This is a genomic window from Methanothermobacter crinale (assembly GCF_055397825.1).
In genome coordinates, this window is record NZ_AP042450.1 from 274,932 (window position 1) to 288,173 (window position 13,242).

General features: G+C 40.2%; 12 protein-coding genes. 7 read left to right on the top strand and 5 right to left on the bottom strand.

Annotated features, from left to right (window positions below; all coding sequences use genetic code 11):
• Positions 1–547 precede the first annotated feature (547 nt).
• Genes ACZ5XX_RS01840 through ACZ5XX_RS01850 form a run of 3 tightly spaced genes read right to left on the bottom strand, consistent with a single transcriptional unit; the run spans position 548 to position 1,669 of the window.
• Positions 548–835 carry a hypothetical protein gene (locus ACZ5XX_RS01840; protein WP_464585045.1) on the bottom strand — a complete coding sequence of 96 codons (288 nt, stop codon included), beginning with the start codon at positions 833–835 and terminating at the stop codon, positions 548–550.
• Positions 832–1,311, bottom strand: coding sequence for a pseudomurein-binding repeat-containing protein (locus ACZ5XX_RS01845; protein ID WP_464585047.1), 480 nt, complete (start codon positions 1,309–1,311; stop codon positions 832–834). The genes ACZ5XX_RS01840 and ACZ5XX_RS01845 overlap by 4 nt, the downstream gene beginning before the upstream one ends.
• Positions 1,298–1,669: a hypothetical protein gene (locus ACZ5XX_RS01850; RefSeq protein WP_464585049.1), complete on the bottom strand. Its 372-nt coding sequence runs from the start codon at positions 1,667–1,669 to the stop codon at positions 1,298–1,300. The genes ACZ5XX_RS01845 and ACZ5XX_RS01850 overlap by 14 nt, the downstream gene beginning before the upstream one ends.
• Positions 1,670–2,231: 562 nt before the next feature.
• Here ACZ5XX_RS01850 and ACZ5XX_RS01855 point away from each other — a divergent pair.
• Positions 2,232–3,875 carry a pseudomurein-binding repeat-containing protein gene (locus ACZ5XX_RS01855; RefSeq protein WP_464585051.1) on the top strand — a complete coding sequence of 548 codons (1,644 nt, stop codon included), beginning with the start codon at positions 2,232–2,234 and terminating at the stop codon, positions 3,873–3,875.
• Positions 3,876–3,964: 89 nt separating this feature from the next.
• Here ACZ5XX_RS01855 and sfsA read toward each other — a convergent pair whose 3' ends face one another.
• Positions 3,965–4,663 carry a DNA/RNA nuclease SfsA gene (gene sfsA, locus ACZ5XX_RS01860; protein ID WP_464585053.1) on the bottom strand — a complete coding sequence of 233 codons (699 nt, stop codon included), beginning with the start codon at positions 4,661–4,663 and terminating at the stop codon, positions 3,965–3,967.
• Between the two features lie 97 nt (positions 4,664–4,760).
• Here sfsA and cfbD point away from each other — a divergent pair, with 97 nt between their 5' ends.
• From cfbD to ACZ5XX_RS01885, 5 genes are read left to right on the top strand one after another with little or no spacing between them, the layout of a single operon-like run.
• A complete protein-coding gene (gene cfbD, locus ACZ5XX_RS01865; protein WP_464585055.1) occupies positions 4,761–5,825 on the top strand; it encodes a Ni-sirohydrochlorin a,c-diamide reductive cyclase catalytic subunit in 1,065 nt (354 codons plus the stop codon).
• A gap of 1 nt (position 5,826) precedes the next feature.
• Positions 5,827–6,834, top strand: a complete 1,008-nt coding sequence (locus ACZ5XX_RS01870; RefSeq protein ID WP_464585057.1) for a sugar phosphate nucleotidyltransferase — start codon at positions 5,827–5,829, stop codon at positions 6,832–6,834.
• The gene (gene hisH / locus ACZ5XX_RS01875; RefSeq protein WP_464585059.1) at positions 6,834–7,430 is read left to right on the top strand and encodes an imidazole glycerol phosphate synthase subunit HisH; all 597 of its coding nucleotides are present in this window, start codon (positions 6,834–6,836) and stop codon (positions 7,428–7,430) included. The genes ACZ5XX_RS01870 and hisH overlap by 1 nt, the downstream gene beginning before the upstream one ends.
• 10 nt (positions 7,431–7,440) lie before the next feature.
• Positions 7,441–8,796 carry an AIR synthase-related protein gene (locus ACZ5XX_RS01880; protein WP_464585061.1) on the top strand — a complete coding sequence of 452 codons (1,356 nt, stop codon included), beginning with the start codon at positions 7,441–7,443 and terminating at the stop codon, positions 8,794–8,796.
• The gene (locus tag ACZ5XX_RS01885) at positions 8,786–9,220 is read left to right on the top strand and encodes a hypothetical protein (RefSeq protein WP_464585063.1); all 435 of its coding nucleotides are present in this window, start codon (positions 8,786–8,788) and stop codon (positions 9,218–9,220) included. Before ACZ5XX_RS01880 ends, ACZ5XX_RS01885 begins: the two co-directional genes overlap by 11 nt.
• A 455-nt stretch (positions 9,221–9,675) precedes the next feature.
• Here the strand turns inward: ACZ5XX_RS01885 and polC are convergent, their stop codons facing one another.
• On the bottom strand, positions 9,676–12,966 hold the full coding sequence (gene polC, locus ACZ5XX_RS01890; protein WP_464586132.1) for a DNA polymerase II large subunit: 3,291 nt from the start codon (positions 12,964–12,966) through the stop codon (positions 9,676–9,678).
• A gap of 105 nt (positions 12,967–13,071) precedes the next feature.
• Here polC and ACZ5XX_RS01895 point away from each other — a divergent pair, with 105 nt between their 5' ends.
• Entirely contained in the window at positions 13,072–13,230 is a 159-nt protein-coding gene (locus ACZ5XX_RS01895) for a preprotein translocase subunit Sec61beta (protein ID WP_112094508.1), read from the top strand.
• The last annotated feature ends 12 nt before the right edge of the window (positions 13,231–13,242 follow it).

Sequence of the window (13,242 nt, forward strand, 5' to 3'; positions counted from 1 at the left end):
AGTTTTCACTTGATGTAGCTGGGGGTCAACCCTCCATCATATTTTACTATAAGCGTTCCATTTTCATCTGTATATTGGATTTGCTCGCTTCCATGAGAAGTGGGAGATGTATTCTCTTGACTTGAATCGGTTACTTGGCTTGAACTAGCACCCTGACTGCTCTCCTGGCTTGAACTAACCCCTTGACCCCCACCTCCTTGAGTGGGTTCAGATTTATTTATGCTAGTTTTGTTAACTGTTAATGTTGTTCTGAGTGTTTGCTTGGAAAAATGCATATCCAGCAATATAGAGATTATAGTCTTTAATTCAATGTCTATGGTCACACTTTTTAGATCATTTCCAATTGACTGGCAAAAGGAACCTTGCAGCCTTCAAGAAGTTTTATTTCATCGTTGCTTGCATAGACTCCCCGCGCTTGCAAGGGGGATAAAATAAGAGTGGGAAAAGTTTAAAATTGAGTGGGGGTATGTCGTCTAAGCTATATAATATAGCCCCATGCCTTAAGAGAAATAGGATGAGGTCTTGTACACGAGGAGGATGGATCACTTCAGAATATTAAGGTATCTACTATTGAAACAATTTGTAGTGCCTGTTCCAATGTTTGGGCGTATGGTTCGAAAGCATATGTTTCATATATTATTGAGGGTATACCTGCCTTGTTTAAAGGTATGGTAACATATTCTGCGCTAGTTGATGTTGGGGGTGTGTAAATTGTTAACCAGTTTGTTTTATTCTTTATCATGTTAGCTATTAAATTAGCTTTTGTGGAATCACAGGGGACGAATAAAAATCTTTCCACAGCGTAGGTGCCCCTATTTGAATGAACGTCAATCACGAGATTTGGTGACAAGTTTTTTTTATACTGGGAACAGCATAAGTGTTAGCTAATAATTCACCATTTTGTCTCCCTTTATTGTAATCAGATGCATCCTTTGTAACGTTTATTCTGTAAATGTAATAACATTTCTTAAGAGAGTTATTCAAAGTTCTTATAGCCTCAATAATAGCATCATGTGATTGTGCCTCCAAAGGATGCACACCCACTACAAAAACCACCTTATTAGGAGATCCCGGATTTCCATAAGGACTTTCACGCACAACCATGCCATAATCAGTTCTGCCGATGATCACGCCATTATTATTTGTAAAATTATTAAAGGGTGTGACAGCAATAATTTTTATAGAATTTGGCAGTCTTTTATAAGTGTTGTAGAAGTTTATTATCTTAGCGTAAGCATAGATTATGCTCAGATAATTTATTTTCCCGATTTTAGTCGTTACATAACCTGGTGATTTTTTATTGGTTTCCATGTATTTTTTGATGTTTTGGGCTGCTTGTAGATAATATCCCACTGGAGTAGGTTTTGTAAAGTGTCCCTGTCGCTGTTATTAATGTGATGTTAGTTGGGGGCTTATAATTGCTTATTGTTACACCCACTTTCTTGTTAGTGTTAAGGTTTACCGTTGTAGTCGTTGCAGCATACAAATAATCATCCATTGAAACGCTTTTGTTATTTAGGACAATTTTATTAGGTATTTTGCCAGAAGATGATGTATAATTTTCAATCACCTTTGAAACTATAGAGATTTCATTATAGGAAAGATCAACGGCATGAACTCCATTCATGAAAATGAAGAACATTATGGCGATTAATAAAAACCTTTTCATTTTAACACTTTAAATTATTGGATCAGTAATTTTATATAAAAGTTTCCCTTGGTAATTTCAATACATGTATTCGAAGGCCATAGGTTGATTCTATGGTATGTGGCATTGATTTAACACTTTAAAAGCCCAGACTATAGAGTTTTCAAAAAGTACACGTAAAATTGGAGGAGTTTATCCTGCAGCAACAAACAGTGGTTTTTAATGGCATTTGGGTTCCAAGCATCTTACTGCATTTATCAATGTTACTATTGTTGTGATCGTAGTTGGGTTGAATGCTACAATGAATGGCGGTTTTGTTGAATGAGACGTTGACAATATCATTGGCTAGATCTTCAGTTAAGGCGATATGATAAAATTCAGTTTTTGTAACAAAACAAGATATTCTATAAGAAAACAGGGCAATGGAGATTACCCTTGGGGGAGGCTTCCAGTATAAAAACTTGGATCAAAAAGTTTTGTTAAGATTGCACGAAAAATTCATAATTTTTTTTAACTAGCTAATCCCCCAAAACAGTAACATTTATATACTTGTCTTGCTTTATAGGGGCATTATGGTGTTACCATGAAAAAAGCATTATACTTGAGTGTTTTCTTGGCATTAGCCTTGGTGTTAATCAACAGCGTTTCAGCAGCCCAGGTATCATATGATGAGGTATCTAATGCTTCAAAGGTGATAGCAGATCAGGCTTCGAAAACAGGTAAGATACCATCCCAAGTTACAGTGAATAGTAAGAACGTCACATTAGATGACTATTTGTATGCTGCAACAACCACTACAATAAACTTGAACAGTAATCAGAAAAAAAGCGTGAACACTAACAATTATAAACCAGCACCGAACCCCCCCAGCACTACAGCGACAGGAAAGCTCACAAAAACAGCATACCTACAAACAGCACAAAACATCAAAAAGTACATGGAGGCCAATGGAAGATCACCGAATTACGCCACAACAACAATCGGAAAAGTGAACTACCAAAGCCTAATATACGCCTACGCCCGAATAATAAAATTCCACAACACCTATAAAAGACTGCCGGGCTCTGTGACAATAAAGAGCGTGAAAATCAGCACTACAAGCCCAACAAGCAATACACCAACCCCAACAACACCACAGTTATCATATGATGAGGTATCTAATGCTTCAAAGGTGATAGCAGATCAGGCCTCGAAAACAGGTAAGATACCATCCCAGGTTACAGTGAATAGTAAGAACGTCACATTAGATGACTATTTGTATGCTGCAACAACCACTACAATAAACTTGAACAGTAATCAGAAAAAAAGCGTGAACACTAACAATTATAAACCAGCACCGAACCCCCCCAGCACTACAGCGACAGGAAAGCTCACAAAAACAGCATACCTACAAACAGCACAAAACATCAAAAAGTACATGGAGGCCAATGGAAGATCACCGAATTACGCCACAACAACAATCGGAAAAGTGAACTACCAAAGCCTAATATACGCCTACGCCCGAATAATAAACTTCTACAACACCTATAAAAGACTGCCAAACTATGTGACAGTCAAGAGTGTTGGTATTGCAAATGACCCTGGGGAAGTTAAAGTGTTAATTTACAGTGGCTATGACGCTTCAACAAATTGTGTGAATGGTATAAAATATTGTCTAAGTGCTGTTAAACTCAATTCAGTGAAGTTCACTTATGCTACGAGTACTGTTATAACTTCGAGTGTTCTTGCATCCTATGATGTTCTAGTAATGCCTGGTGGTACTTCTGGTTCAAGTTATCTGAGGAATCCTAATATCAGCTCTTCGGCTATCAAATCTTTCGTGAGTAATGGTGGTGGATACCTTGGAATCTGTGCAGGGGCATATGCGGCTTCGGAAGCGGTTGACGGGTACTATAATGGCTGGGGACTTGCAGATGTACGATGTAAGGCTGTAAAATATGAAGGTAATTTGACTATTTCCATTACATCTGCTGGAAAGAACATTTTAGGTCTCAGCGGAACCCAGACAATCTGTCATTGCAATGGACCTGCAATGTATAAAGTAGGTACGGTAACCATCCTCGCGACTTATGCTGATAATAACACAGGGTACAATGGATATATTGCAACAGTAGCAGATACCTATGGTTCAGGCAGGGTTATATTATGCGGGCCTCACCCAGAATTGGATCCAATGATTCCAAAAATGGTTGTTCAAATGATCGCATGGCTTGGAAAGGTAATATAATCCTATCAAACAAGCTAATAAAAAGGGGAGAAATTATTCTAAGATTGTAAAAGTGGGGGACCACGCCCCCCCCTCTATATTCAAATTTTTTATAAGATGGTTCGTATTCTCTTTTCAGGTTCTATTTTAAGTTCCTTGTTTAATTTTGTTTTTAAAGTGATTGGGATAACTATAACCCCATTTTTAACAGATTTTTTAAGAATTTCCGCAAACTTTGGGTCTGTAGTATGATTAGGAGAAAATATCCTGGCCTTTCTCCTGAATATTAGGAATAGTATCGAGCTTTTAAATCCTAATTCTGTTGCCTTTATCAGCTCTTCAAGGTGGCGTTTACCTCGAATAGTAGGAGCATCTGGAAATAACGCCATATCATCTTTTAAAAGCGTGCAACCTTTAACCTCAAGGAGCATTTTTTCACCATCACGAGCTAAGAGGAAGTCTAATCTGCTCTTGCCGAAACTATATTCTCTTTTCACGACATTATAACCTTCCAATTCTTTAATGAAATGGGATTCAATAATCTCATTGGCTAGACCATTATGTAAACCAGAATTTATAATAACCCATTCTCCATCCTTAAAAGCGGCTATAACATCAAAAAGCGTCTTACGATCCCCACTAACCGGCATATACTTTAAAAGTAACTTATTCCCTGGATTCAGAAGATCTTCCAGTCTTCCAGGGTCTCTTAAATGGGCCTTAAATTTATAACCATCCTTTTCAACCACTACCGTGAAACGGTTAGGCCTCGCAATAAAATTTGCAAGGGTAAGATTTTTTATTTTCATACTCCTATAATATTTTACAGACTCCTAAAAGGGTATAATTATCCTTTTCCATGGACGCATATAACATGAATTTAAATTGTATAAGAGGTGGAAGTGATTGCATCCCAGGCCTAGTCCAATAGCTGCATCCCTTTATACCCTCAGAGACCTTGACGTTGATGTAATAGTCATACATGGACCTACAGGATGTTGCTTCAGAACTGCTAGACTCCTTGAAAATGATGGTGTTAGGGTTTTAACCACGGCAATGTCTGAGAATGATTTCATATTCGGTGCACATGAAAAACTGGAAGAGACCCTGAAAAAAGTGGAGAAGATGTTCTCCCCAAAACTTGTGGGAGTTGTGGGGACTTGTGCGAGTATGATAATAGGTGAAGACCTTAAAGAGGCCGTTCAGAATGCTAACATATCCGCGAAGGTGCTTACAGTAGAATCTCATGGGGGTTTTGGCGAAGGAGACAACACAGAAGGGGCTATAATCGTATTAGAGGAGGCTGCTAAGTCCGACCTAATAAGTTGGAATGAAGCTAAAAGGCAGATAGGGATGCTTAAAAGGGCCACTGAGATAGAGAAAACTCGTGGAATGGCCCGTGGAGAATATATAAAACCATCCTCAGGTGATGATAAGGACAAAGTGGCCTTTGAATTCTTAAAAAGTTTAAGAGAGGGTGAAAGGGTTGCTATGGTGTTAAATGCGAAAAAGGAGACGGCCTACCTTTTCGCTGATATACTAAAATTACCCAAAATAAACCATAATCCCTTGATAATAGCCAATCTTCGAGATGACATTGGACTTCCAAGGATAAGGAAACATGCAAAGAATATAAAATCTGAACTTGAAATAAATGGAATTAAAATTGATTATCTTACAGGTGGACTAGATGAATATCCCATAACCGGGGAAAGAGTAGGGGAAATCCTCAAGGAAGAAAATGTTGAATTTGCTGTTATAAGTGGAGTGCCACATGCAGTCCCCATAGAAGAACTGGATGTTAAATCAGTGGCGGTGACCGACGGTCCAAGACTCGTTAAACCTTTAAAGGAACTGGGATATGATTATGTTGTCGCGGAACTTGACGCCCATGCTAAAACCCTTGGAGTTGATAAGATAGTCCAATCAGATTTTGGTAAAAGTATAAGAGAGAATATAAAGGTGATCTAAAATGGTTAGAACCGTGGGCATGATACTCTGCGGGGGATTTGGCAAACGCCTAAAACCCCTCACAGACAAAATACCAAAACCCCTCATAGAAATAAAAAAGGGTTACACTATACTCGACAAACAATTATTCGACTTTAAAAGTGCCGATATAAACAAGGTATACCTCTTAACGGGCTTCCTTAGCGAAAAAATCGAGGAACGCTACGGTAACGAATACAAGGGCTTGAAGATAGAATATGTGAAGGAAGAAGAACCCCTCGGGACATTAAACGCCATAAAACTTGGCATGGAAGCAATAGACGATGACAATCAATGTGTGATAAGAAATGGTGACGTAGTCGCGGACTTAAATTTGAAAAAGATGGTCCGCCTCGGCGAAAAATCCAATTATCCCCTGACAATATTCATAACAAAAATGAGATCACCCTATGGTATAGTAGAGATAAGCGGGGACAAAATAACCGACTTTAAAGAAAAACCACTACTAGACTATTATATAAACGCTGGAGTATACTTTGCCAAGGAACCAATAGACTTCGGAGACTTCGAAAAAGGGGACATAGAAAAGACGGTTTTCCCAATAATGGCCAAAGAGAACAAACTCGGTTTCTACAAAGAGGATGGACTATTCTGGATGGCCATCGACACCTCAAAGGAACTTGAGGAGATAAGAAAAGAATACAAGAACAGAGAAGACAAACCATGGGGTTATGAGAAAGTCCTCATAAACACAGACAAATACCTCACAAAAGAATTATTCATAAAAGAAGATTACAGAACATCATTCCATTATCACAAGAAAAAAGATGAAACAATGTACATAATAAAAGGCTCAGGATACATTGAATTCAAAGACAGAAAAGAATACTTCAGCAAAAACGACACCATACGCATCAAACCAAAAACCCCACATTCCATAGTAGCAATGGAAAACACCCTATTACAGGAGGTTTCAACACCCCACCTAGAAGACACCATAAGAATAAAAGACTTCTACGAACGATGGTAATGATAACAATTATAGACTATGGCAGCGGAAACCTAAGAAGCATAAAAAACGCCCTCAAAAAAGTAGGCGGCCAGGTAAAAATTACAAAAGATAAAAAGCAAATAGAAAAGGCAGAGACCATATTACTACCAGGGGTGGGGGCATTCGGCAAAGCCATGAAAAACCTCAAAAGCTACAAAAACGCCATAATAAAACATATAGAAGATGATAAGCCATTCCTGGGCATCTGTTTAGGATTACAACTCCTCCTTACAAAAAGTGAAGAAAGCCCCAACATCCAAGGGTTGAACATAATACCTGGAGAAGTTATAAGGATCCCACCCCTTGGAAAAGTCCCCCACATGGGCTGGAACCAACTAAACATAACAAATAATTGCCCAATACTAGAAGGACTAGAAGACGAATATTTCTACTTCGTACACTCATATTATGCCAAACCAATCAAAGAAAATGTTATAGTAGCCACAACAGACTATCACATAGAAATGGCCGCAGTTTTATGGAAAAACAACATATTCGCCACGCAGTTCCACCCAGAGAAAAGTGGGAAGGCCGGCTTAAAAATGCTTAAAAATTTCATCGAATTCTCAAAATAAGTGATCAAATATGGACATAGAAGGATTTGTAAGACGCAACATAGACCAAGAAGGATTAAAGTACATCCTAGCTGAGCGTATACTCGAATTCAAAGAAATTAACAAGGACACAGCCTTGAAATTGGCAGAGGCGGTTATAGAAGAAGTCAACCACACCCTAAAAATAGAAAAGGAAGAAGACGATTTCCTTAAAGAGATTATAAAGTTCCCCAGAGCAGGGATAAGCATGGGCGAAATGGGCGTAGGTTCCAGGGGGGCTGGTGACTTCTTCGTCCACCGGAAAATAGCGGATATAGTCGCGAGCACAAATACCAAAGCATATATAACACCCACAGCCCAAGATGATGGGGGTGTTGTTAAAACACCCATAAAAAGAGACACAGTCTATATTACAACTGCAGTTGATGGTATACACTCACGTCTCAGCGAATACCCCTTCCTGGGAGGATTCCATGTTACAAGAGCAGCTCTAAGAGATGTATGCGTCATGGGCTCCAGGCCACTTGCAATACTAAGCGATTTACATCTCGCAGATGACGGTGATGTGGGCAAACTATTGGATTTCACAGCGGGGGTTGCGGCCGTCTCAGAACTTGTAAATGTCCCTATCGTTGCAGGGAGCACGCTACGCGTTGGTGGAGACATGGTACTAGGTGACCGACTAGTAAGTGCAGTGGGGGCCATAGGAGTATCAGAGCACCCCCCAACCGCCAGAAAAAGAGCAGAACCAGGGGACACCATACTATTAACAGAAGGGTCTGGTGGGGGTACCATAACCACCACTGCAATCTATCATGGACTATTCGACGTAGTATGGGAAACAATGGATATAAATTTCATAAAAGCCTCAGAAGCCCTCATGGAAGCTAACATGCTAGGGGAAATCCATGCCATGACTGACGTCACCAATGGAGGGCTGCGAGGAGACGCCCATGAAATTTCATCAACTACTGGAGTGGGCCTAGAACTCCATGAAGATAAAATCATGGCCATGATAAACCCCAAAGTCCTTAAAATGCTCAGAAAACTTGACATAGACCCTCTAGGGGTTTCAATCGACTCTCTCATGATAATAGCACCCGAAGAAATCTCAGACACCATCAAAGACATAATAGAGGGTGCTGGCGTCAAAATAGATGAAATAGGCGAAGTCACAGACACTGGGGAGCCCATTCTTATCGGTGAAAACAGAGAAACCAGACTAGAACCCGCTTTTAGAGAAGCAGCATATACCAAGATAAAAAAAGTAGTGGGCGAGAACACGCCAGAAAACTTTGACAAAATGAAAAAAAGAGTAGAAGAGGCAACATCCAAGGCCATAGAAAAAAAGAGGAAAGTAGTGGAGGCTATACGAAATGGAAAATAGAGGTTTCATATACACCTTGGATGCTATATTCGCACTTACCATACTCATAATAATGACAGCCTCCTTAACACATTTTTTAACATTAAAACATTATCTCCCATCAGAATATAGAAATGAAAACTATAATGCAGAGGATATCATGGACCTCATGGCAAGCCATGACACAGGAAATGGCACAATCCTTGAAAGGATCAGCCACGAACTTAACTTTCATCAAAACCGCGAAGAAGCCATAACAGAGGCTAACAAGATAGCGAGTGGATTTTTAAATTCAAAATTCCCAAATATAAAATATAATTTGACAGTATACGATGGTATCGAATCTGTTACAATAGCATCAAATGCCGAAATGTCAAAGGCAGATAACATAAACTCCGCCACCAAAAACTATAACAATTACACATTCCAGTTATACATATGGTAAATTTCCTCAAATAGGACGAAACTATTTTTCTATCCTCACATTGCTTGCAATAGACCCCACAGCCTATGAGGGGGGGAGCATGACCATGCCAGTAAGGACAAGACCCCCCCACTAGACGGGTAAACTCATTTTCTCTGATATGTACAGGGATACCAATGTCTTTGCTGATGTGTACCATGGCAACTATTACATTCGGCTAATGAACATTATATAGAGGATAGTCCTCTCTGGTATGGGCATATTCTAGTCAAACAATAGCCAATTTATGGGGGGTAGTGTTTCCATGCCTCATTTGGACATAATTTTGGAGTTCTTGCAACAATAGGAAATGTTAGGATGTTTATTGGCATTACCACAAGAAGCGCCATGCGCTACCAGACAAAAATGGCTTCTTGATTATGTAATTTTTTCTGTACTCATATATTTGTGTGCCATTGTGCGTTTTATGGGGGGTTTTAGAGGAACAAATCCAGTGAACTTTGTCTGGATTTGTCACTTTCAAATAGGGAGTTCACGCCGAATTCGAGTATGTTGATTCTCTGCATGAGGTATGGATCGATGGGATATTTTCCGGCTAGTTCCTTTGATATTTCCAAGTATTTTATGACTGAACCCTTTGATACTGTTAGTACAAGGTTCCCGCCACATTTGCATTTTCCTGTTAGTGGTATTCGCCTGTATTTCCTGTTGCATCTTGTACATCGTACCTTCTGTTTTGTGAATGCTCGGATGTTCCCCATCATATCTGGTAGGAAATGTGAGATTAGAACGCCCTCCACCACTCTTCGCTGGTCTACGGCCCTTATTTTCTCTGCAAGTTCGATCTGTGAATTGACCTTTTCTTTCATTGTAGGTAACATTTTATATAGGCAGGTTTTAGGTCCTGAATTGATATTTGAGGTGTCATGGGAGAACATTAGTCCTTTGTATTGTCTTGGTGTGCCGAGACGTTTTTTAACATTATCAATTAGGACAGCAACCTTTGATGGTTTTGCATATTCTAATGTTTTTTCATAGAATGCTAGTGGTAATGAATCCATTGTGTCGATGTTATGTGATTCGTCATCGATTTCTTCAGGGTCTATCCTTGATGATATGACAAGTGGCGCGTCCATGCTCCCTCCCCTACTACTTGGAAGGTATGTTTTAGAGAAATTGAGCAGGGCATCTAATAGTAGTATTATGGCATCCTCATCACTGTCACAGTTCCTTCTCTTGGCTGAGTGGAAGTATGGGTGTGCATAACATGCTGATGCTTCAGTGAATCCTATTATCCTCCCTAGGACTCCTGCAGAGGTGTGGGGTGCCAATCCGATTATTAAGTGCCCGATTAGATCTTCTTGTCCTCGGATATTATAGAATCTTTCAAGGCCGTAAAAATTTTCTAGGAGGTCGTCGACGAATGATGCAACTTTCATGAGGTAATGGGCGCATTCCTTGGATATTACTACGTCTTGGACTTTCAATTCTACTATCTGGTCCTCATCTTTTAGGGGTTCGCCTTGGAAGTCTGTCTTGTATCCCAGTTCTTTTAATTTTTCTATGGTCACACCAATCTCTGAGGGTTTGAAGTGGGTGAGTGGTAAGTCTGTGGAATCGTGTCTTATTGTAGCGTCCTTGAAGGTGAAAACATCATTCTTGGCCCTTAGAACACCCTTTTCTAGTGGTTCTGGGAATTTGTCGTGGGATATCATCCCCTCGACTCCTTTTATTTCTTCGAGTTTGCGGACTCCCATGCTTTCGGTGGCGTTCTTTAAAAGTTGCACGAGGTTTATGGATCTTTTGCTTGGTTTGCCCATCTCTGTTTTTTCACCGCATTGTGGGCATTTTGATTGCATGAAGCTTATTTTGCATTTGGGACATTTTGCACGGCCTATTTCTACTCTAATGTTTCCTTTTTTAGCTGCGTCGATGATGTTTCTTCGGCTGCCGCCATGTTTGCCTATTGGGAATAGTACGTGGGGTGCTGGGCGCATTTTCCTTTCTTTGCTTTTTTCGGGTCTTCCGACGCGCGCCCCAATATAAGTGGGAGCTTTTTTCATTATCTTCACAGGGGATACTTTGTTTATTGCCTTAATCGGGTCTTCCCCATTTTCTAGGGGTTTTTTGAGGGTGTTTAGGAGTGCGTATGTGTCATCGGCTCCTATTATAACTTTGCCTTTTCTGAGTTTATGTGGGACTCCCAGTATCTCCAGTATTCTCTTTGGTGGTGCTAGTGGCAATTTTAGTCTGCCTTTTTCCTCTTTTCCATGTTGTAGCCACTCGTAGAGGTTGTTAAGATCCTCTGTGGAAACGTCATGGTAGAAGTAGGTGTAGCGGGGATGTAATGGCACATCATATTCCATAGAGATCTTGAATGCTTCCTTTGCATCTAATTTTATCTTATTCCACTGGCCCTTGAATCTTTTAAAGTTTAGGGGGTCTTCTCTGGCATCATACTTTTTTGAATTGAGGATTGATTGTATCCACCATTCTTCGCACCATGCTGCGGGCATTAGTATGTGGTTGTTCCTTAAAAATTCTCCGAAGGCCACTAACATGTCGCCTAGGAATAGTATTTCTTCCACTTCTGGTTTGACTTTCTTTGCTTTTTCGATTGTTTCGATTTTGATTACATCCCCGTTTTTGAGTTTGACTATTGGTCCTTCGATTGTGTCCACTGGCACCACGCAATTGCCTTTTCCCGGTCTTTCAATTTTCATCTGCGTCCCTACTGCTAGGAATTCTAAAAGTTCCATTGTAGCTGGGTTCACTCCCATGGCAGCTAGTCCTGTGTTCCTCGAACGACCGTATCTTAGTCTGAACGCTCCTTTTTCTGATGGGCATCCTAGGACTGGTCTTCCCCCGATTATATCTTCTATGTACTTGCTGTCGGCTTTTATAGTGATTTCATCATTTTTATCGGATTTTGGAGTTCTTGAGAATTCCTCTAGCCAATCCCATCCTTTAAGTTTCATTTGCTTGGCGTATTTAAGCACCTTGGGGGCTTTTTGGATGACTCCTTCTACCATCGCAAGTAGGGCTCCTCCACGGATGTGATTGGTTTCTACACGTTTAAGATCCCTGTGTGAAACTTCTATCTTGTCTGTTGGCTCCCCAGTGACTTCTACTGGGATATTTTCAGCGGCTAGTCTCACTTCGTCCGGGGTTGGGGAATATTGTAGGTTTGTCACTTCTGATTCGTATAATTCCACTTCTTCCACGTAACGTTCTATTTCCCTGTCAGTTGGCTTGTAACGATCCAATCCCATCTTTATCCTTATATAATCTGCTATTAGAACTGCTAATGCTGATGCAGTCCCTCCAGCACTCCTTATAGGCCCTGCGAAGTATACTGCCAGGTAATTTGATTCATCAAAATTGTTCTTGATAGTTACCTTGGCGATTCCTTCTAGGGGTGCTGCTACAACACCTTCTGTTAGTATTGCAAGGGCTGTTCTCAGGGCTTGATCAGCAAGTTCTTGCCTCCTGGACCATAATCTGTCCTCGTCTGTTTCATCTATCCGCTGGGATGCTATCTCAGCAGCAATCTTAAACGCTATCTCCTCCCTACTATACTCTTTTTCTAGGGATTTGATTCTCTGGGCAACACCCTCAGGTCCTACTAGTCCTTCAACCCTCTCTGCAAGGTCCTTTGCAAGTGGTATTTCAGGTTCTGTCGAAGCATCTAGGCCCTTAGCCCTGGCTTTATAGGCTATATCATAAAGTTTATTCGTCTCTTTCTCTAATTCATTAAAATACTCCATCATACTTATAACCCTAAAAAGATGATTTTTTTTGATCCTCCCAGATAATATTATATTATAGGGGGATATAAAATTTCTACAGAAGGTTATCGGGGTGATCAGAAAATGGCTAAAAAGGATAAAAAAACGCTTCCACCAAGTGGCGCTGGCCTTGTAAGATATTTTGAGGAAGAGACAAAGGGTCCTAAGCTCACACCGGAACAAGTAGTTGCAATGAGTATAATACTAGCTGTATTCTGTCTATTGCTCAGGTTCTCAGGTTAAACTCTTCGGTGA

Coding starts and splice junctions, on each gene's coding strand:
- ACZ5XX_RS01845 (WP_464585047.1), bottom strand. CDS start 1,311: ATGGAAACCAATAAAAAATCACCAGGTTATGTAACGACTAAAATCGGG.
- ACZ5XX_RS01850 (WP_464585049.1), bottom strand. CDS start 1,669: ATGAAAAGGTTTTTATTAATCGCCATAATGTTCTTCATTTTCATGAAT.
- ACZ5XX_RS01855 (WP_464585051.1), top strand. CDS start 2,232: ATGAAAAAAGCATTATACTTGAGTGTTTTCTTGGCATTAGCCTTGGTG.
- sfsA (WP_464585053.1), bottom strand. CDS start 4,663: ATGAAAATAAAAAATCTTACCCTTGCAAATTTTATTGCGAGGCCTAAC.
- ACZ5XX_RS01870 (WP_464585057.1), top strand. CDS start 5,827: ATGGTTAGAACCGTGGGCATGATACTCTGCGGGGGATTTGGCAAACGC.
- hisH (WP_464585059.1), top strand. CDS start 6,834: ATGATAACAATTATAGACTATGGCAGCGGAAACCTAAGAAGCATAAAA.
- ACZ5XX_RS01880 (WP_464585061.1), top strand. CDS start 7,441: ATGGACATAGAAGGATTTGTAAGACGCAACATAGACCAAGAAGGATTA.
- ACZ5XX_RS01885 (WP_464585063.1), top strand. CDS start 8,786: ATGGAAAATAGAGGTTTCATATACACCTTGGATGCTATATTCGCACTT.
- polC (WP_464586132.1), bottom strand. CDS start 12,966: ATGGAGTATTTTAATGAATTAGAGAAAGAGACGAATAAACTTTATGAT.
- ACZ5XX_RS01895 (WP_112094508.1), top strand. CDS start 13,072: ATGGCTAAAAAGGATAAAAAAACGCTTCCACCAAGTGGCGCTGGCCTT.